20 protein-coding genes are annotated in these 17,989 nt (G+C 63.4%); 13 read left to right on the forward strand and 7 right to left on the reverse strand.

Features of this window, described 5'->3' with window-relative positions; all coding sequences use genetic code 11:
* The first annotated feature begins 108 nt into the window (after nucleotides 1-108).
* Genes nadA through FF124_RS02255 form a run of 4 tightly spaced genes read left to right on the forward strand, consistent with a single transcriptional unit; the run spans nucleotide 109 to nucleotide 3,886 of the window.
* Entirely contained in the window at nucleotides 109-1,080 is a 972-nt protein-coding gene (gene nadA / locus FF124_RS02240; protein ID WP_138746843.1) for a quinolinate synthase NadA, read from the forward strand.
* On the forward strand, nucleotides 1,077-2,597 hold the full coding sequence (locus tag FF124_RS02245) for an L-aspartate oxidase (RefSeq protein WP_138746844.1): 1,521 nt from the start codon (nucleotides 1,077-1,079) through the stop codon (nucleotides 2,595-2,597). Before nadA ends, FF124_RS02245 begins: the two co-directional genes overlap by 4 nt.
* Nucleotides 2,572-3,456, forward strand: coding sequence for a carboxylating nicotinate-nucleotide diphosphorylase (nadC, locus tag FF124_RS02250; RefSeq protein WP_187326784.1), 885 nt, complete (start codon nucleotides 2,572-2,574; stop codon nucleotides 3,454-3,456). The genes FF124_RS02245 and nadC overlap by 26 nt, the downstream gene beginning before the upstream one ends.
* 55 nt (nucleotides 3,457-3,511) lie before the next feature.
* On the forward strand, nucleotides 3,512-3,886 hold the full coding sequence (locus tag FF124_RS02255) for a DUF2147 domain-containing protein (protein ID WP_246072146.1): 375 nt from the start codon (nucleotides 3,512-3,514) through the stop codon (nucleotides 3,884-3,886).
* 12 nt (nucleotides 3,887-3,898) lie between these two features.
* On the opposite strand, the gene FF124_RS02260 is transcribed toward FF124_RS02255, so the two are convergent.
* Nucleotides 3,899-5,725, reverse strand: coding sequence for an SLC13 family permease (locus tag FF124_RS02260; protein WP_138746846.1), 1,827 nt, complete (start codon nucleotides 5,723-5,725; stop codon nucleotides 3,899-3,901).
* A gap of 617 nt (nucleotides 5,726-6,342) precedes the next feature.
* Between FF124_RS02260 and FF124_RS02265 the strand changes: the two genes are divergently transcribed.
* Entirely contained in the window at nucleotides 6,343-7,401 is a 1,059-nt protein-coding gene (locus tag FF124_RS02265; RefSeq protein WP_138746847.1) for a DUF2778 domain-containing protein, read from the forward strand.
* A gap of 97 nt (nucleotides 7,402-7,498) precedes the next feature.
* On the opposite strand, the gene hslU is transcribed toward FF124_RS02265, so the two are convergent.
* From hslU to FF124_RS02290, 5 genes are all read right to left on the reverse strand, one after another.
* Nucleotides 7,499-8,806, reverse strand: coding sequence for an ATP-dependent protease ATPase subunit HslU (hslU, locus tag FF124_RS02270; RefSeq protein ID WP_138746848.1), 1,308 nt, complete (start codon nucleotides 8,804-8,806; stop codon nucleotides 7,499-7,501).
* A gap of 13 nt (nucleotides 8,807-8,819) precedes the next feature.
* The gene (locus tag FF124_RS02275; protein WP_187326775.1) at nucleotides 8,820-9,320 is read right to left on the reverse strand and encodes a GNAT family N-acetyltransferase; all 501 of its coding nucleotides are present in this window, start codon (nucleotides 9,318-9,320) and stop codon (nucleotides 8,820-8,822) included.
* Complete coding sequence (hslV, locus tag FF124_RS02280; RefSeq protein ID WP_024709125.1) at nucleotides 9,310-9,867, reverse strand: ATP-dependent protease subunit HslV; 558 nt, start codon at nucleotides 9,865-9,867, stop codon at nucleotides 9,310-9,312. The genes FF124_RS02275 and hslV overlap by 11 nt, the downstream gene beginning before the upstream one ends.
* Nucleotides 9,868-9,966: 99 nt before the next feature.
* The gene (locus FF124_RS02285) at nucleotides 9,967-10,407 is read right to left on the reverse strand and encodes a DMT family transporter (RefSeq protein ID WP_138746850.1); all 441 of its coding nucleotides are present in this window, start codon (nucleotides 10,405-10,407) and stop codon (nucleotides 9,967-9,969) included.
* The gene (locus FF124_RS02290) at nucleotides 10,404-10,898 is read right to left on the reverse strand and encodes a DMT family transporter (RefSeq protein WP_138746851.1); all 495 of its coding nucleotides are present in this window, start codon (nucleotides 10,896-10,898) and stop codon (nucleotides 10,404-10,406) included. The genes FF124_RS02285 and FF124_RS02290 overlap by 4 nt, the downstream gene beginning before the upstream one ends.
* Nucleotides 10,899-11,130: 232 nt before the next feature.
* Here FF124_RS02290 and hisB point away from each other — a divergent pair, with 232 nt between their 5' ends.
* From hisB to coaA, 7 genes are read left to right on the forward strand one after another with little or no spacing between them, the layout of a single operon-like run.
* On the forward strand, nucleotides 11,131-11,739 hold the full coding sequence (gene hisB, locus FF124_RS02295; RefSeq protein ID WP_138746852.1) for an imidazoleglycerol-phosphate dehydratase HisB: 609 nt from the start codon (nucleotides 11,131-11,133) through the stop codon (nucleotides 11,737-11,739).
* A gap of 10 nt (nucleotides 11,740-11,749) precedes the next feature.
* The gene (locus FF124_RS02300; RefSeq protein WP_138746853.1) at nucleotides 11,750-12,208 is read left to right on the forward strand and encodes a DUF2628 domain-containing protein; all 459 of its coding nucleotides are present in this window, start codon (nucleotides 11,750-11,752) and stop codon (nucleotides 12,206-12,208) included.
* 5 nt (nucleotides 12,209-12,213) lie between these two features.
* The gene (hisH, locus tag FF124_RS02305; RefSeq protein WP_138746854.1) at nucleotides 12,214-12,864 is read left to right on the forward strand and encodes an imidazole glycerol phosphate synthase subunit HisH; all 651 of its coding nucleotides are present in this window, start codon (nucleotides 12,214-12,216) and stop codon (nucleotides 12,862-12,864) included.
* A 36-nt stretch (nucleotides 12,865-12,900) separates the two neighbouring features.
* Nucleotides 12,901-13,635: a 1-(5-phosphoribosyl)-5-[(5-phosphoribosylamino)methylideneamino]imidazole-4-carboxamide isomerase gene (gene hisA, locus FF124_RS02310; RefSeq protein WP_138746855.1), complete on the forward strand. Its 735-nt coding sequence runs from the start codon at nucleotides 12,901-12,903 to the stop codon at nucleotides 13,633-13,635.
* On the forward strand, nucleotides 13,632-14,414 hold the full coding sequence (hisF, locus tag FF124_RS02315) for an imidazole glycerol phosphate synthase subunit HisF (protein WP_024709118.1): 783 nt from the start codon (nucleotides 13,632-13,634) through the stop codon (nucleotides 14,412-14,414). Before hisA ends, hisF begins: the two co-directional genes overlap by 4 nt.
* 16 nt (nucleotides 14,415-14,430) lie before the next feature.
* Complete coding sequence (locus tag FF124_RS02320; protein ID WP_138746856.1) at nucleotides 14,431-14,754, forward strand: phosphoribosyl-ATP diphosphatase; 324 nt, start codon at nucleotides 14,431-14,433, stop codon at nucleotides 14,752-14,754.
* Nucleotides 14,751-15,749, forward strand: a complete 999-nt coding sequence (gene coaA / locus FF124_RS02325; RefSeq protein WP_138746857.1) for a type I pantothenate kinase — start codon at nucleotides 14,751-14,753, stop codon at nucleotides 15,747-15,749. The genes FF124_RS02320 and coaA overlap by 4 nt, the downstream gene beginning before the upstream one ends.
* Nucleotides 15,750-15,828: 79 nt before the next feature.
* Here coaA and FF124_RS02330 read toward each other — a convergent pair whose 3' ends face one another.
* Entirely contained in the window at nucleotides 15,829-16,782 is a 954-nt protein-coding gene (locus FF124_RS02330; RefSeq protein WP_138746858.1) for a sugar-binding transcriptional regulator, read from the reverse strand.
* A gap of 174 nt (nucleotides 16,783-16,956) precedes the next feature.
* Between FF124_RS02330 and FF124_RS02335 the strand changes: the two genes are divergently transcribed.
* Nucleotides 16,957-17,847 (forward strand): NAD-dependent epimerase/dehydratase family protein, encoded by an 891-nt coding sequence (locus FF124_RS02335; RefSeq protein WP_138746859.1) that lies wholly within the window; start codon nucleotides 16,957-16,959, stop codon nucleotides 17,845-17,847.
* Nucleotides 17,848-17,989: the final 142 nt, after the last annotated feature.

Here is a 17,989-nt window from a genome sequence, read left to right on the forward strand (position 1 = left end):
CCCAATTGACAGCGCAAAGACAAGGGTCTATGACTCGCCTCCACGATATACTCTAATTGAGTATTAACCGGCGTGGGAAACCTCGCCTGCCGTAAGGAGGACGTGCCGATGAATGCCCCCCTCTCCGCCGCCGCGCTTTATGACCGCGTTGCCCATGTGGTGCCCAGGGCCGAATGGCTTTCCTTCGAGGATGACATCGACGCCATCCTGCGCCTGAAGCGGGAAAGGAACGCCGTCATCCTGGCGCATAACTACCAGACGCCGGAGATCTTCCACGGCGTTGCCGATATCGTCGGCGACAGCCTGGCGCTGGCCCGCGAGGCGACCAAGGTGGAAGCGGATGTGATCGTGCTGGCCGGCGTTCATTTCATGGCCGAGACCGCGAAACTCCTGAACCCGGAAAAGACCGTGCTGATCCCCGATATGGGCGCCGGCTGCTCGCTTGCCGACTCCATCACGCCGGAGGACATCGCGCTTCTGCGCCAGGCCCATCCCGGCGTGCCGGTGGTCACCTATGTGAATACGTCCGCCGCCGTCAAAGCCGCGTCCGACATCTGCTGCACCTCGGGAAATGCGAAACGCGTGGTGGAGTCGCTCGGCGTACCCAAGGTGCTAATGCTGCCGGATGAGTATCTGGCCAAGAACATCGCCCGCGAGACCGATGTCGAGCTGATTGCCTGGCATGGCCACTGCGAGGTGCATGAGCTTTTCACCGCGGACGATGTGCGCGAAATGCGCGCCGCCTGGCCGGGGGTGACCATCATCGCCCATCCCGAATGCCCGCCGGACGTGGTTGCCGAGGCCGATTTCTCCGGCTCCACCGCCGGCATGTCCGATTATGTCGGCACGGCAAAGCCCGGACGGGTCGTGCTTCTGACGGAATGCTCGATGAGCGACAATGTCTCGGTTCAGCACCCGGATGTCGATTTCGTCCGGCCCTGCAATCTCTGTCCGCACATGAAGCGCATCTCGCTTGCCAATATCCGCGCTGCCCTGGAAGAAAACCGCCACGAAGTCACCGTCGACCCGGCGATCGCCGCCGATGCACGACGCGCTGTCGAACGGATGCTCGCGGTATGAGCGCGCCCGTCGTCGTCATCGGTTCGGGCATTGGCGGGCTGGTGACGGCGCTGGCCCTGGCACCGCGTCCGGTGGCCCTGGTGACGAAGGCGGCGCCCGGCGGCGAAACTTCCACCGGCTGGGCCCAGGGCGGCATTGCCGCAGCCCTTGGCGACGATGACGGCGCCGCGCTTCATCTTGAGGACACGCTTGCAGCCGGCGACGGGCTTTGCGACCGGGAGGCGGCTCACGCGATCCTTACCGCTGCGCCCGAGGCCATCGGCTTTCTTGAACGCCATGGCGTTGTCTTCGACCGTGATGCCAATGGCCGGCTCGCCTTCGGCCTGGAAGCGGCCCATGCGCGTCGGCGCATCCTGCATGCCGGCGGCGATGCGACGGGCGCCGCGGTCATTGCCGCGCTGACCAAGGCCGTTGCGGCAACGCCCTCCATCACCGTCATGGCCGATACCGAGGTGAGGCGGCTGGTGGTTGCCGATGGCGCGGTCTGCGGCCTCGTCGCTGCGCGCAACGGCGAACCGCTGACCATCCCGACCAGCCGCGTGGTGATTGCGACCGGCGGCATTGGCGGGCTCTACGACATTTCCACCAATCCGTCCGGCAATTTCGGCCAGGGCGTGATGCTGGCCGCCCGCGCCGGCGCGCTCGTTGCCGATATGGAATTCGTCCAGTTCCACCCGACGGCGCTTGCCACCGATCTGCGCCCGCTGCCGCTCATCAGCGAGGCGGTGCGCGGCGAGGGCGCTGTGCTGGTCAACGAGAAGGGCGAGCGCTTTCTCGCAGCAACCCCCGGCGCCGAACTTGCGCCGCGCGACGTGGTCGCCCGCGCCATCGCCGCCGAGATCGGGCGCGGCGGCCGGGTGTATCTTGACGCCAGACAGGCGCTCGGACGCGGCTTTGCCGTCCGGTTTCCGGCGATTTCGGCAATCTGCGCCAAAGCCGGCATCAATCCGGCTGAAGAGCTCATCCCCGTGCGCCCGGCCGAGCACTATGCCATGGGCGGTATCGCCGTCGATCACCGCGCACGCTCGAGCATGACCGGCCTCTGGGCCGTCGGCGAATGCGCTGCCACCGGGCTTCACGGGGCCAACCGGCTTGCCAGCAACTCGCTGTTGGAAGCCGCCGTCTGCGGCCTCGCCGCCGCCCGCGATATCGCCGGCCTGCCGGATGCATCGGGCCGGCCGCTGCCTTCGGCCTGCCTTCCCATGCCGGCCGAGATCGGCGTCGTGCGGGAGATCGTCTCGCAGACGCTCGGCGTGTTGCGCACGGGAGAGGGACTCGCCCGGGCCATCGAAGCCCTGCTGCCGCTGGTCGAGGCGGAAGAGGCCGAAGCCGATCCGGCGCTGGTCGCGCTTTCGGTTGCCGTCTTCGCCCATCGGCGGGAGGAATCGCGCGGCGGCCATGCCCGCAGCGATTTCCCGCTGAAGACGCCGCAACCCGAACGGCAGGTCATGACGCTGCCGGAAATCCTCGACGCGGCGCACGCGCTTTCCCATACCCCTTACAGAAGGAGCGCCTGACATGCCGGCACCGCTTCCCCGCCTGATCATCGAACCCGCCGTGCGCCGCGCGCTTGAGGAAGATCTCGGCCTTGCCGGCGATGTCACCGCGAATGCGGTCATTCCGGCCGACCATCGCTCAACGGTGGTGATGGCCGTGCGCAAGGAGGGCGTGATTGCCGGGCTCGATGCCGCGGCACTCGCCTTTGCCCTCATCGACCCGGAAATCCGCATGGCGCGCCATGTGGAAGACGGCGAGACGGTAGCGGCGGGCGCCACGATCGCAACCGTGACCGGACCGTCGCGGGCGCTTTTGACCGGCGAGCGCACGGCGCTCAATTTTCTCGGCCATCTTTCCGGCATCGCCACCGTCACGCGCAGCATTGTCGATGCCGTTGCCGGCACCGGCGCCAGCATTGTCTGCACCCGCAAGACGACGCCGGGGCTGAGGGCGCTGGAGAAATACGCGGTCAAGGCAGGCGGCGGCGGCAATCACCGCTTCTCGCTGGCCGATGCCGTGCTGATCAAGGACAATCACATCGCCATTGCCGGCGACATCCAGACCGCCATTCTCCGCGCCAAGGAAAACGCCGGCCATATGGTGAAGATCGAGGTGGAGGTCGATACGCTCGAACAGCTGGAGCAGGCGATGGCGGTGGGCGTCGATGCCGTTCTGCTCGACAACATGACGCCTGAAACGCTCAGGCGGGCGGTCGCAATCGTCGGCGGTCGGGCGGTGACCGAAGCCTCCGGCGGCATTACGCCGGAAACGGCGCGCGCTGTCGCCGAAGCCGGCGTCGACCTCATTTCGATCGGCTGGCTCACCCATTCAGCGCCGGTTCTCGACATCGGCCTTGACTATAAAAACGCGGGCGACTGAACCAATCCGCCCGCTCTTGCGTATCTCTTCATGTCGTTATGTGAGGAGAACGAAAGTGACCAGCAGAACCGGACTATTGTTTGCCCTTCCGATGGCGGCTTTGCCCTGTCTTGCCGAAGCGTCCGAGCTCACGGGCGTCTGGGCGCGCGGCGACGGCAAGGCGCAGGTGCGCGTTGACCGCTGCGGCGATGATCTCTGCGCCACCAACATCTGGGTCAAGCCCGGAACGCGCCATGAGAGGGTCGGCGACAAGCTGATCATGGATGTCGAGCCGGTGTCGCAATCGCGCTATGAGGGCAAGGCGCGCGATGTCCGGCGCGGCATGACCTATTCCATGGAAATCTCGCTCGAGGGCGCGGCCATGCGCACGCGCGGCTGCGTGCTCGGCAAGCTGATCTGCAAATCCGCCGACTGGACGAGCATGAACTGAGGCCGTCGATTTTCAAAGCCCGTAATACCAGGGCGCCAGAAGCGAAAAGGCGACGGTGATGACGGCGATCAGCGGCAGGCCCGCGCGCAGGAAATCGCCGAAGCCGTAATGGCCCGGGCCCATGACCATGAGATTGGTCTGATAGGCGATCGGTGTCGCGAAGGAGCAGTTCGCCGCATAGATGACGGCGGCGGCAAACACTTCCGGCGGCGCGCCGATGCGGTTTGCCATGTCGAGCGCAATGGGAATGAACAGCGCGGCAGCCGCATTGTTCGAAAGAACGTTGGTCAGGAATGCGACGCCGACGAAAAGCAGCGCCAGGATGACCGGTGCGGAAGACCCGCCGCCAAGGCCGATAATGCCTTCAGCGATCATGCGCGCCCCGCCCGTCGCCTCAAGCGCGGTGGCCATGGCGATCGAGGCGCCGACGAGCAGAAAGATCTGCCGGTCGAAGGCGCGGGCGGCCTGTTGGAAGGTGAGGCAGCCGAAGACGATCATCAGCAGCGCGCCGGCCACCGCGTTGACGACCATGGGCGAAAGGCCCGTGGCCGAGAAGAGGACGATGGCGGCAAACAGGAAGCTTGCGATCAGCGCCTTGTCGCGCGGCGGCACGCTTTCGGCCGAATGTTCCAGCAAGAGCAGGTCATGATTGCCGCGCATCGACATCACATCGTCCTCATTGCCGCCGATCAGAAGCGTATCGCCGGCCTCGAACCTCAGCTGCGCCAGCGGCGCGCGGGCCATGCGGCTCTTGCGGCGGACGCCGAAGACGGTGACGTCGAAGCGTTGCTGGATGCCGCTGAAGCGTACCGTGCGCCCTTCGAACAGGGAGCCCGGCGCGATCACCGCCTCTGCCAGGTGATAATGTGGCCCGACCTTTCTTTCCGCGGCGGGTATCGTTCCGTCCGGCGGTTCGGAAAGGCTGATCTCGCCCTTGGCCAGCATGTCCATGAAGGCCTTGCGGGTCCCGGTCATCTGCAGCCGGTCGCCCTCGCGCAGCGAAAGTCCGTCATCATAGGGCGGCAGCAGCACCGTGCCTTCGCGGATGACCGCATGCAGCGACATCGGCGTCAGATTGGGAAAGAAGCCCGAACGCGGACTGTCGCCGACAAAGCGGCTGGACGATTGCAGCACGATTTCGCCAAGGAACTGCGTGCCGGAGCTTTCCAGACCCGACTTCTGCTCCGAGCGCTCGCTGCCGAGAATGCGGGGCAGGACGAACAGCACATAGAGATAGCCGATGCCCGCAAGGATCATGCCCATGCCGGTGATCTCGAAGAAACCGATCTCAAGCCCCTCATTCGCGGCCATGCCGGCGGCGATCAGGTTTGTCGACGAACCGATCATCGTCGTCATGCCGCCGAGAATGGTGATGAAGGAGAGCGGCATGAAGATCTGATAGGCCGGCAGGCGAAACCGGGCGGCAAGCGAAGTCAGCACCGGAATGAAGATGACCACCACCGGCGTATTGTTCAAAAAAGCCGAGGTGACGCCGGCAACCACGAGAATGATGGCAATGGAAAGCCGCGGATTGCCGCCGTAGATCCGGCCGATCCGGTTTGTAACGCCTTCGAGCGCATCCGTGGCAAACAGTCCCTTGCCGACAATCAGCAGCGCCAGGACCGTGATCAGGGCCGGTGAGGCGAAGCCGGAAAGGAGCGCCTCCACGGAGACGGTGTCGCCGCCTTCCGGCGTGAAGGGGAAGGTGCCGAACAGGACAAGAAGAAGGGTTATCGTACCGAGCGAAATGCTCTCCACCGGGAACCGGTCGAGCGCGTAGAGGAGAATCGTTCCGGCGATAATTGCCAGCGTGGCGTAGAGATGAAAATTCTCAACCAAGTCGGGGCCTCGTGGCCGAATATCGATAAATGCGCTGCCCACCGGCGGAAGACAGGCCGAACTTGTCAAATAGGTCCGCAGTTTGTTATTCAAAGAGCGGTCTGAAATTGGCCGGCGTGAAGCCGGTCGGGCGGATATTGAACGGAAACGGAGGCCGCCGCAAGCCTTGGCGTGCCTCAGACAGATTGATCGGCCGGCGTTTCCGGCTTCTCTTCCGCTGTTGTCCGGGCCGCGGCTCATTTTCTGCTGCGGCCGTATTTTGCCCCTTTTTTGCAAATACCGGCAAGGTTGGACGAAAACTGACGCGAACGTTAGCGTCCAAAGCGACCAATCGGATAACGAAAGGCAACTGCATGAGAGCGGATTTTCTCACGGCGTCTTTGCCCTTGACAGCCAGACAATCTCCGAACGCGTTCTGCGGCAAAAAGGTTCCGGGGCAAGGCGTGACGGGCCTTAACGAAAGAGCTTCGGGCCCGCGTAATAAAAAATTTACCCTGCGCGCAGTATTTTGCCGGCTGAAAACAGACACACCGTTTTTGAGTAATGCGTAGGAAGTGTGCCTCGTGACGTCGAAGAAGCATCGAAATTCGTCCATTCGCAGCGGCGGCAAAAGCCGCATGACCCGGCTTGCAACGGCGGCCGCCTTCCTGCTCGTGACAGGCGGTGCGATCGCGGTGATCGCCGCCTCGCCGATCATCTCGGCAACGGTCGCCAAGCCGCAGCTTTCCTCAACAGCCGGACTCGGCCTGACGCTGAACCCGGCCTTCAGGACGCCCGAACGCGCGCAGAGCGCCAAGGCATCGCGGCTTCTCGCCGCCCGCGAAGGCCAGGCCCGTGCCAAGGGGCTGAAAGCCGAGGATGTGCGCCTGTCCTATCTGAAGCCGAAGCTTGAACTGAGCGGCCAGACGGCGCTCACTGTCCTGCAGCGCAAAATGGTTGCCGAACAGATTGCCGATAATGCCGGAAACGAGCTCGCTCTTGCCGGCGTTCCACCGGAACTGATGCCGAAGGCGCCTGCAAGAGCGCCGGGCCCGGCCACGATCGCGCCAAGCACGGCGCTTGCCGCCGTCTCTCCAAGTGGCCCGGCGGACGACAGTGCGGGCGGCGCTTTCAAGCTCGTGTTGCAGGGAGCCGATGATTCGCGTCTGGCGCCCGGCGAGGTTCCCACGCCGGAGAAACGCCCGGCGGGACTGACGCTGGCCTATGCCGATTTCGGCCATGACGGGCTCGACGGCATTTTCGGCGAAGTGCCGGAACGCACATCGAAGGTGGCGGTCTATGATATTGCCGCCGGCAAGGTCTACATGCCCGACGGCGAGGTGATGGAGGCCCATTCCGGCAAGGGCAAATATCGCGACGACCCGAACCACACCCATGTGAAGATGGCGGGCGCCGTTCCGGCAGCCACCTACAGGCTGTCGATGCGGGAATCGTTGTTCCACGGTGTCCCGGCGTTGCGAATGACCTCGGTCGACGGCACCAACCCGCTCGGACGCACCGGCCTTCTCGCCCATACCTACATGCTGCGCACGCCGGGCGATTCCCACGGGTGCCTGGTATTCAAGGACTATTACAAGTTCCTGAAAGCCTATCGTGACAATGAGGTGGACTATATCGTCGCCGTGCCGAGCCTGAAGAAGGGGCTCAGCACCCAGCTCGCCAGCCGCACCAGCTAGGGTCCGCGCGGACGCGGGCGCCCCGGAGAAAGCGGAAAGGCCGGCACCAAGTGCCGGCCTTCATTGTTTCACGTGAAAAAAGAGGGCTAACGAAACCCTAGAGAATGTAGCGCGACAGGTCCGTGTCATTGGCCAGATCGCCGACATGCTCGCGCACGTAATCGGAATCGATCATGATTTCCTGGCCGGACTGGTCGGGCGCGGTGAACGAGATCTCGTCCAGAACCCGTTCCATCACCGTCTGAAGCCGGCGCGCGCCGATATTTTCCACCGTGGCATTCAGATGCACCGCGACGTCGGCGAGCGCGTCGATCGCGTCCTCGGTGAAGTCGAGCTTCAGTTCTTCCGTTTCCATCAGCGCGCGATACTGACGGATAAGGCTGGCCTCGGTTTCCGTCAGGATGCGGCGGAAGTCTTCCTTGGTCAGCGCCTGCAGCTCGACGCGGATCGGCAGGCGACCCTGCAGTTCCGGCAGAAGATCGGATGGCTTGGAAACGTGGAAGGCGCCGGACGCGATGAACAGGATATGGTCCGTCTTGATCGGCCCGTATTTGGTGGCAACCGTCGTGCCCTCGACCAGCGGCAGCAGGTCGCGCTGCACGCCCTCGCGGGAGACGCCGGCCCCCATGCGCCCGTCACCGGCGGCGATCTTGTCGATCTCGTCGAGGAAGACGATGCCGTCTTCCTGCACCAGCCGCAGCGCCTCGCGCTGGATCACCTCGTCATCGAGCAGCTTGTCGCTCTCGTCGCGGATCAGGTCCTCATAGGAGGCCTTGACCGTGGTGCGGACCTTCTTGGTCTTTCCGCCCATGCCCTTGCCGAACATTTCCGACAGGTTCAGAACGCCGATATTGGCGCCCGGCATGCCCGGTATTTCCAGCCCCGGCATGCCCGAAGCGGTATCGGCGATCTCGATGTCGATTTCCTTTTCGTCCAGCTCGCCGGCGCGCAGCTTCTTGCGGAAACTGTCGCGGGTCGCGGGCGAGGCCGTCTTGCCGACCAGCGCCTCGAGCACGCGCTCCTCGGCATTGGCATGAGCCTTGGCTTGGACTTCCTGGCGCTTCTTCTCGCGCACCAGAACAAGGCCGAGCTCGACGAGGTCGCGAATAATCTGCTCGACATCGCGGCCGACATAGCCAACCTCGGTGAACTTCGTGGCCTCGACCTTGATGAAGGGGGCGCCGGCCAGTTTGGCTAGGCGGCGTGAGATCTCGGTCTTGCCGACGCCGGTCGGGCCGATCATCAGGATGTTCTTCGGCATCACCTCGTCGCGCAGATCGTCGGGGAGCTGCTGGCGGCGCCAGCGGTTTCGAAGCGCGATTGCGACGGCGCGCTTTGCATCATGTTGGCCGATGATGTGACGGTCGAGCTCGGAGACGATCTCGCGGGGGGAAAAATTGGTCATATGTTACTGCTCCTCAAGGGTCGCGGGCCATCAGCAGCGCCGGACCGCTTGTCATGCTGAAGGTACCGAGCCGGACAAAGCCGGCCTTCTCATAGGCGCGGATCGCCGCCGCATTGTCGGGATGCGGATCGACGAGGACGCGCTTGGCGTCTTTCTTCAGTGCCCGCTCCGCCATGGCGGAGACGAGCCTCGTGCCGAGCCCCTTGCCGATCATCCCGGCCGGGCCGATAAACTGGTCGATCCCGAACGTGCCGGCGGGCTGGTCGGCAAGGGCGGGCTCCTTTTCGCGCTCGCCGTCGAGATCGCAAAGCTGGATATAGCCGATCGGCTCTTCGTCCAGCAAAACGACAAAAGGGGAGACCGTCGGATCATCAAGGTGCGAACGCATCTGCTCGACCTGTCTCTCCGCCCGTTCCCACCAGGCCGCGACATGCGGCGCGGCAAGCCAGCGGGCCATCAGTTCAAGATCGCATTCGCGAAGCGGCCTGAAACCTATGGTCCCGTCAGGCGGCATCCAGCGTTTCCACGATGATATTGCCGTTGGTGTAGACGCAGATTTCCGAGGCGATCTCCATGGCGCGGCGGGCGACGACATCGGCGGGCTTGTCGCTGTCCATCAGCGCCCAGGCCGCCGCATAGGCATAATTGCCGCCCGAGCCGATGGCCATGACGCCGTGTTCGGGTTCCAGCACATCGCCATTGCCGGTGACAGCCAGCGTAATGTCCTTGTCGGCGACCAGCATCATGGCTTCGAGATTGCGCAGATATTTGTCCGTGCGCCAGTCCTTGGCAAGCTCGACGCAGGCACGCATCAACTGGTCGGGATATTGCTCCAGCTTGCGTTCCAGCCGTTCCAGAAGGGTGAAGGCATCGGCCGTCGCGCCGGCAAAACCGGCAATGACATTGCCCTTGCCGATGCGGCGGACCTTGCGGGCATTGCCCTTCATCACCGTTTGGCCGAGCGAGACCTGACCGTCACCGGCCATCACCACCTTGCCGTCCTTGCGCACGGTGATGATCGTGGTGGCGTGCATGGTGCCGAAGGGATTGTGTTCGCTCATGATAGTCACCTCATTTGCGGGCCTCGCCAAAGCGCACGAAGCCCTGTCCGGCTTCCTATGTAGGCAGCCGCGCCACATTTGCAATCCGTGAGGGTTCGCTCAGGCGGTCACTTGCGGTTTCTTGCGGCTCTGCGCGATGATCATGCCGACGAGAATGAGCGCCAGTCCGGCAAGCCTCAGAAGCGGCTGGCCCTCGACGCCTTCGACCACATCCATGACCGCGCTCATGAACATCTGGCCGCCAATGATCAGCACGGCCGTATTGACCGCGCCGATTTTCGGGATGACCCAGGAGCCGGCGGCCACAAAGATGACGCCGACGGGTCCGGCGAGATAGCCGTAGAGCGGGACCTCGGACACGGTCGGCGGGATCAGCCCGCCGATGATGACGGCGACCACGCTGACGGTGATGAAGCCGACAATGTGATTGTAGAAGGAGGACACCATCGGCGAGGTGGAGACGCTGAGACGCCCGTTGACCTGGCGGCTGATGCCGACGAGAACGCCGGCGGCAACGGCAAAGAGGATCGGAAAGATCATGCCTGCGCTCCCCCTGACATGATGACGAGAATGCTGCCCGCCAGAATGAAGACGACCGCAGCAAGGTCCCTGAGGTCGAGGCGGCGCGCGGGAAGGCCGAACAGGCCCCACTGGTCGGCGGCGAGCGAAAACAGAACCTGGCCGCCAAGGCCGAGCGCGATCGCGCCCGACAGCGCCAGAGGCGAATTGACCGCGAGCGATGCGGCGACAACGGTGGCCGCGCCCGAGACGCCGCCGAGATAGCCCCACCAGGGCACGCGGATTTTTTCGACCTTCGGGTCGCTCTCTTCGGCTCCGGATTTACGGAAATGAAGGAAGACGAGAATGGCGACGGCGGCGATCGTGCCGCAGCCATGGCCGGCCCAGGAGGCATACATGGGCGAGCCGTAAAGCGCGACGACCGCATTCAGGTGGGTCATGACGGCCATGATGCAGCCGGCCGCAAAGGCGGCAAGGAAATAGATCAGCGAAGGACGAAGGGTGGACGGCATTTGAGGGACTTTCGGGGAGGATAATCAGCACTGAGGCTGTAAACGAGAACGGACCCCGATGAAAGCCGCAAGACACCGCGAATTCTGCTCCGAAGCGAAATTTCGACAGGCAACATCACAATTGTCAAGATGGCCCGGCAGACCGCGCGCCGTTCCCGCTTTTCTTTTGCGCTTGCCGGGCCTGCCTGTTAAGAAACGGCTGCACCGCATGTCATGGAGAGAGAAGACAAGAATGGCAGCCGAAAGCGAAGCCCGCCGCGCGGAAATTGCGCGCAAGACCAAGGAAACCGCCATTTCCGTAACCGTCAATGTCGACGGCACGGGCGAGGCGCGGATTTCGACGGGGATCGGCTTTTTCGACCATATGCTCGACCAGCTTTCCCGCCATTCGCTGATCGACATGACGATCGAGGCGAGGGGCGACCTGCACATCGATGATCATCATACGGTAGAAGACGTCGGCATCGCCATCGGCCAGGCGCTGGCAAAGGCGCTTGGCGACCGCGCCGGCGTGACCCGCTATGCCTCGATCGACCTTGCCATGGACGAGACCATGACCAAGGCCGCGCTCGACCTCTCCGGCCGACCGTTTCTCGTCTGGAACGTGACGTTCCCGTCGGAAAAGATCGGCACGTTCGACACCGAGCTGGTGCGCGAATTCTTCCATGCTCTGGCCCAGAACGCCGGCATCACGCTGCATGTGCTCAATCATTACGGCGCCAACAGCCACCATATCGCCGAGACCTGCTTCAAGGCCGTGGCTCGCGCGCTGCGCGCCGCCGCCGAGATCGATCCGCGCCAACAGGGCCGCGTGCCATCAACAAAGGGCATGCTCGCCTGAAGGAGGCCCGATGGGAAGTTACCTCGTTCTGATCCCGCCCGGCGATAATGATCCGGAGAAAATCCGCTTCATCCGCGACCGCTTCGCCTGGCTTGCCTTTCTGTTCGGCCCGTTCTGGCTTCTGGCGAACCGGGCCTGGCTGGCGGGCTTCATCACGCTGGCGCTTTCGATCGCGCTGGCCGTTGCCGGTTATTTCGAGCCGCTTTCGCTTGGCGCAAGCGCCGCCTCGCTCGCGCTCAACCTGCTGATCGGGTTCGAGGGGCGCGAATGGAAGGCGCTCGCCATGGAACGGCGCGGTTTCATGGCTGATGGCGTTGTGGTTGCGCCCGATATCGAGACGGCGGAAGCGATCTATTTTGCCGGCCGGACAGACCGCCCGATATTCGCCGATTTCACCTCCGGCCCTGCCGGCAATCGCGCTGCGATGCCTTCCGGCATCGGCCTGATGGACACCTATTCTGCAAGATGACGATGATGAAAGTTGCGATAATCGATTACGGCTCCGGCAATCTGCGCTCGGCCACCAAGGCCTTCGAGCGGGCCGCGCGCGAAGCGGGCCTCGACGCCGAGATCATCCTCACCGACAAGGCCGAGATCGTGGCAGCCGCCGATCGCGTCGTTCTGCCGGGCGTTGGCGCCTATGCCGACTGCCGCGCCGGACTTGACACCGTTCCGGGCATGGTCGAGGCGATCCGCGAGGTGGCCGAGGACAAGGCCCGACCCTTCCTCGGCATCTGCGTCGGCATGCAGCTCATGTCCGAGCGCGGCCAGGAAAAGACCGTCTCGGAAGGTTTTGGCTGGATTGCCGGCGACGTGACCGAAATCACGCCCGCCGATCCCGACCTCAAGATCCCGCAGATCGGCTGGAACACGCTGACGCTGAACACGCCGCATCCGCTCTTCGACGGCATCCCGACGGGCGAAGACGGGTTGCACGCCTATTTCGTCCACTCCTATCACCTGGCCGCAAAAAAGCCGGAACAGGTGATCGCCACCACCGATTACGGCGGCCCCGTCACCGCCTTCGTCGCAGACGGCAACAAGGCCGGCTCGCAATTCCACCCGGAAAAGAGCCAGACGCTCGGCCTGAAGCTGATCGCCAATTTTCTGACGTGGACGCCTTAGGGCTGCCGCACTTCCAATTCGAGAGACTGAAGCCAGATGATCCTATTTCCAGCCATCGACCTGAAAGACGGCCAGTGCGTGCGCCTCAAGCTCGGCGACATGGAGCAGGCGACGATCTACAATCCCGATCCCGCCGCCCAGGCGAAAGCCTTTGAAGACCAGGGCTTTACCCATCTGCATGTGGTGGATCTGAATGGCGCCTTTGCCGGCGAAAGCGTCAACGGCGAGGCGGTTGACGCCATCCTGAAGGCGACGAAAAATCCGGTACAGCTCGGCGGCGGCATCCGCTCGCTCGACCATATCGAAAACTGGCTCACAAAGGGTTTGGCCCGCGTCATTCTCGGCACCGTTGCCGTGCGCGATCCGGAACTGGTGAAGGCCGCCTGCAAGGCTTTTCCCGGAAAGATCGCCGTCGGCATCGATGCGCGCGGCGGCAAGGTGGCGGTCGAGGGCTGGGCGGAAGCGTCCGAGCTTGAGGTGGTCGAACTGGCAAAGCGTTTCGAGGGCGCCGGCGTTGCCGCGATCATCTACACCGATATTGACCGCGACGGGGTGCTGACCGGCATCAACTGGGACTCAACGCTCGCGCTCGCCGCCGCCGTCAACATCCCGGTCATCGCCTCAGGCGGCCTCGCCTCGATGGACGATATCGCTCGCATGACAAGGCCCGACGCCCAGATCCTGGAAGGCGCAATCTCCGGCCGCGCGCTATATGATGGACGGATCGATCCGGCCGAGGCGCTTGAGATGCTGAAAGGTCTGCCGTCATGACACTCAAAGCCCGCGTCATTCCCTGTCTCGACGTCAAGGACGGACGCGTCGTCAAGGGCGTGAACTTTGTCGATCTGATCGATGCCGGCGATCCGGTGGAGGCCGCACGTGCCTATGACGCGGCGGGCGCCGACGAGCTCTGCTTTCTCGACATCACCGCCACCTCCGACAATCGCGAGACGATCTTCGATGTCGTGACCCGCACGGCCGAACACTGCTTCATGCCGCTGACCGTTGGCGGCGGGGTGCGGACCGTTGCCGATATCCGCAAGCTTCTGCTGTGTGGCGCAGACAAGGTGTCGATCAATTCGGCGGCGGTGAAGAACCCGGATTTCGTCGCCGAAGCGGCCGACAAGTTCGGCAATCAGTGCATCGTGGTGGCGATCGACGCCAAGCGCCGGACCGAAGCCCCGAAAGAGGGCGAAAGCGCCTGGGAAATCTATACCCATGGCGGACGCCAGCCGACCGGCATCGACGCCGTGGCGTTTGCGAAAAAGGTCGTTGCGCGCGGCGCGGGCGAAATCCTGCTGACCTCGATGGACCGTGACGGCACCAAGGCCGGCTTCGATCTGGAGCTGACGCGGGCAATCGCCGATGCCGTTTCGGTTCCGGTCATCGCATCCGGCGGCGTCGGCAATCTCGACCACATGGTCGAAGGCATTCGCGAGGGCCATGCCACGGCCGTGCTCGCCGCCTCGATCTTCCACTTTGGTACCTATTCCATCGGGGAAGCAAAACAGTATATGGCTGATCACGGCATCGCCATGCGTCTCGACTGAGGCGGGGAGGAAGGATATGTCGGAATTCACACTCGCCGATCTCGAGGCGATCGTCGCCGAGCGCGCCAAGGCCTCGCCGGAGGAAAGCTGGACGGCGAAGCTCGTTTCCAAGGGGCAGACGAAAGCCGCCAAGAAGCTGGGTGAGGAAGCGGTTGAGACCGTGATCGCGGCCATCGCCGAGGACCGGGAGAACCTGACCAGCGAGACCGCCGACCTGCTCTATCACCTCCTGGTGGTGCTGAAAATCGCCGATATACCGCTTTCCGCGGTGATGGACGAGCTGGCAAGGCGCACCGGCCAGTCGGGCCTTGCCGAAAAGGCGGGGCGCGCGCCTTCATGATCCAGGAGTTCGAGGACACGTTTCTGCAGGAAAATGCCGGCGAGGCGCTGGCCGATCCGGTCTCGCCCTATCGTTTCTTTTCCGCCGAGGAGTGGTCACGCTTTCGCGCCGACACGCCACTGACGCTGACGGCGGAAGAGGTCCGCAAGCTGCGGTCGCTGAACGACCCGATCGAGCTCGAGGAAGTGCGGCGCATCTATCTGTCGCTGTCGCGGCTCCTCTCCACCCATGTGGAAAGCTCGCAGATGCTGTTTCGTCAGCGCAGCCGGTTTTTAAGCTTCGGCAAGCAAGACAGCAAGACGCCCTTCATCATCGGCGTTGCCGGCCCGGTCGCCGTCGGCAAATCGACAACCGCGCGTCTTCTGAAACAGCTTCTTGCCCGCTGGCCATCGAGCCCCAAGGTCGATCTTGTTACCTCCGACGGCTTTCTGTTTCCCAATGCGGTTCTGGAAATGGAAGGGCTGATGCGCCGCAAGGGCTTTCCCGAAAGCTTCGATACGGCGGCGATCCTCAGGTTTCTTTCCGCCATCAAGGCCGGCATGCCGAATGTGAAGGCGCCGCTTTATTCACACCTGACCTATGACGTGCTGCCCGATCACTTCACCACGGTCGATCGCCCCGATATCCTGATCTTCGAGGGCATCAACGTGCTGCAGGCCCGCAGCCTGCCCGCCGGCGGGCGCATGGTGCCGATGGTGTCGGACTTCTTCGACTTCTCGATCTATATCGACGCCGATGTCTCGCTGATCCACCACTGGTATATCGAGCGCTTCAAGAAGCTGCGCAACACCGCCTTCCAGGACCCCGCCTCCTATTTCCACCGCTATGCCCTGCTTTCGGAAAAGGACGCGCTGTCAACGGCGGAAGACCTGTGGAACAATATCAACCTCAAGAATCTCGAGGACAACATCCTCCCCACCCGCCCCCGCGCCGACCTGATCCTGCGCAAGGGGCAGGATCACCTGGTCGAAACGGTGGCGCTGAGGAAGCTGTAAGCGGGAATGGGCCCAATCGAGGCGGGGCCTCTTCACATTGAAACAGGGCTGCTGCCGGGCATCGAAGTCCTGTACGGCTTCACTCTTCCAACAGGAACCGCGCCGCATCCTCATCCGTGATCAGCGCATTGATCAGGCCGCCCCGCAAGGCGCCGCGAATGGCGCGGTGCTTGGGCTTGCCGCGGGCCATGCCGAAGATGATCGTGTCTTCGGCGGACGGCAGGGGGATGCTGGCGACGCGCTGGTTGATCGGGTGATCGAGAAGCCTTCCGTCATCATTGAACAGCCAGCCGCAAATCTCGCCGGCCGCGCCGGCCGCCACAAGCTCTTCCATCTCGTCCGCGGTGAGAAAGCCGTCCAGCAGCAGCGGACCCCTCTGGCCAAGCTCGCCGATGCCGACAAAGGTGACGTCGGCCTTGCCGCCGAGCTCCAGCGTCGGCTTCACCAGCGGCTGGGCGTGGAAAAGGGCGCGCTCCTCCGGCGTCGACACAAGAACAGGCAGCGGCATGGGGAAGTGCCGCGCCTGAATGGCGTCGGCCATCAGGAAGATGACGTTGTAATAGGCGGCCGAACCGTCGGGGCTGATATTGCCGGTGAGCGAGACGATGCGGTGTTGCGGACAGGCCATCGGCGGCAATTGCTCCACCGCCGATCGCAGCGTGCGGCCCGTGCCCATGGCAAGCACGGTCGGCTCGTTCCGCTTCAGCCAGCGCTCGATCTCCGCCGCTCCCTCCTCGGCAATGCCGGTCGGCGCCGTATCGGTGTTCGGATCGCTCGGCACGACCTGCACCTGTTTGAGGCCGTAGCGCTCCTCAAGTGCCGCCGACAGCGCCATGCATTCGGCGATCGGGTGGTCGAGGCGCACCTTGATCAGCCGTTCGGACATGGCAAGCGAAACAAGGCGCTGCGCGCTCTGGCGGGAAATGCCCATGGCAGCGGCGATCTCGTCCTGGGTGCGGCCGGCGACATAATAGAGCCAGCCGGCCCTTGCCGCCTCGTCAAGCCGTGACGCGCTGCCGGATTTTCTCGCCATGGTCTCGTTCACCCCGCCTGGTTGACCCCTCGTCAATATCGCGGGCCAGAATAGCCATGTCATTGCGGCCCTGCCAAGCCGGTCCTGTAAAAGCCGGTAAAATCGATTTGACGCCCGGGTCCGATCGTTGCACGATCCCGCCCGTTCGAGGAGCATGCCAATAGCGAGGAAAAAATGACAAAACGCATCGTTTTCACCGGCGGCAGCGGCAAGGCCGGCCGCGACGTGATTCCCTATCTTCTCGACAGGGGCCACGACGTTCTCAATCTCGATCTGGTCGCGCTCGATCATCCCGGGGTCAACACGCTGATCACCGACCTGACCGACAGCGGCCAGGTGTTCAACGCCATGTCCATGCATTTCGGCATGGACCGCTACGAGGATGGCAAACTGCCGGAGGCCCCTGACGCTGTTGTCCACTTCGCCGCCATTCCGCGCGTCATGATCACGCCCGACAACGTCACCTACCAGACCAATGTGATCTCGACCTACAACGTCATCGAGGCGGCGATGAAGCTCGGCGTGCGCAAGGTCATCATTGCCTCCAGCGAGACCACCTATGGGGTCTGCTTTGCCGAAGGCGACCGGGATTTCCACGCCTTTCCGCTGGAAGAGGATTACGACGTCGATCCGCTCGACAGCTACGGGCTTTCCAAGGTCTGCAACGAGAAGACCGCGCGCGCCTTCGCGCTGCGCTTCGGCGCCGATATTTATGCGCTCAGGATCGGCAATGTCATCTCGCCGGACGACTATGCCAAGTTCCCGGCCTTCCTCGCCGATCCTCCCTCGCGCAAGCGCAATGCCTGGAGCTATATCGACGCGCGCGACCTCGGCCAGATCGTCGATCTGTGTCTCAAGAAGGACGGGCTCGGCTTCGAGGTGTTCAACGCCACCAACGACACGATCACGGCCAACGAGAAGACGGTCGATTTTCTGAAGAAATATGCGCCAAACACACCGATCACGCGGGAGATGGGCGATTACGAAGCGCCGCTTTCCAACCGCAAGATCCGCGAGGTTCTAGGGTTCGAGGAACAGCACGACTGGCGCAAATATGTGAAGTGAGGGCGGGGCGCTTGCCCTAACAATCTCTCCCCTTGAGGGAGAGATGCCCCCAAAAGGGGCAGAGAAGGGTGAACCCTTTGAACGAACGCAGCTTATGCGGCTCATGCCCTTTACCCCCCCTCTGTCGCTTTCGCGACATCTC

It is taken from the genome of Martelella lutilitoris, assembly GCF_005924265.1.
Taxonomy (GTDB): Bacteria; Pseudomonadota; Alphaproteobacteria; order Rhizobiales; family Rhizobiaceae; genus Martelella; species Martelella lutilitoris.

Excerpts from the sequence above, each read along its gene's own strand:
- FF124_RS02290 (WP_138746851.1), bottom strand. The coding sequence starts at position 10,898 with ATGCCGTCCACCCTTCGTCCTTCGCTGATCTATTTCCTTGCCGCCTTT.
- nadA (WP_138746843.1), top strand. The coding sequence starts at position 109 with ATGAATGCCCCCCTCTCCGCCGCCGCGCTTTATGACCGCGTTGCCCAT.
- hisF (WP_024709118.1), top strand. The coding sequence starts at position 13,632 with ATGACACTCAAAGCCCGCGTCATTCCCTGTCTCGACGTCAAGGACGGA.
- hslV (WP_024709125.1), bottom strand. The coding sequence starts at position 9,867 with ATGAGCGAACACAATCCCTTCGGCACCATGCACGCCACCACGATCATC.
- coaA (WP_138746857.1), top strand. The coding sequence starts at position 14,751 with ATGATCCAGGAGTTCGAGGACACGTTTCTGCAGGAAAATGCCGGCGAG.
- FF124_RS02265 (WP_138746847.1), top strand. The coding sequence starts at position 6,343 with ATGACCCGGCTTGCAACGGCGGCCGCCTTCCTGCTCGTGACAGGCGGT.
- FF124_RS02285 (WP_138746850.1), bottom strand. The coding sequence starts at position 10,407 with ATGATCTTTCCGATCCTCTTTGCCGTTGCCGCCGGCGTTCTCGTCGGC.
- hisB (WP_138746852.1), top strand. The coding sequence starts at position 11,131 with ATGGCAGCCGAAAGCGAAGCCCGCCGCGCGGAAATTGCGCGCAAGACC.
- FF124_RS02335 (WP_138746859.1), top strand. The coding sequence starts at position 16,957 with ATGACAAAACGCATCGTTTTCACCGGCGGCAGCGGCAAGGCCGGCCGC.
- FF124_RS02275 (WP_187326775.1), bottom strand. The coding sequence starts at position 9,320 with ATGCCGCCTGACGGGACCATAGGTTTCAGGCCGCTTCGCGAATGCGAT.
- FF124_RS02320 (WP_138746856.1), top strand. The coding sequence starts at position 14,431 with ATGTCGGAATTCACACTCGCCGATCTCGAGGCGATCGTCGCCGAGCGC.
- FF124_RS02330 (WP_138746858.1), bottom strand. The coding sequence starts at position 16,782 with ATGGCGAGAAAATCCGGCAGCGCGTCACGGCTTGACGAGGCGGCAAGG.
- FF124_RS02245 (WP_138746844.1), top strand. The coding sequence starts at position 1,077 with ATGAGCGCGCCCGTCGTCGTCATCGGTTCGGGCATTGGCGGGCTGGTG.
- FF124_RS02300 (WP_138746853.1), top strand. The coding sequence starts at position 11,750 with ATGGGAAGTTACCTCGTTCTGATCCCGCCCGGCGATAATGATCCGGAG.
- hisH (WP_138746854.1), top strand. The coding sequence starts at position 12,214 with ATGAAAGTTGCGATAATCGATTACGGCTCCGGCAATCTGCGCTCGGCC.
- hslU (WP_138746848.1), bottom strand. The coding sequence starts at position 8,806 with ATGACCAATTTTTCCCCCCGCGAGATCGTCTCCGAGCTCGACCGTCAC.
- hisA (WP_138746855.1), top strand. The coding sequence starts at position 12,901 with ATGATCCTATTTCCAGCCATCGACCTGAAAGACGGCCAGTGCGTGCGC.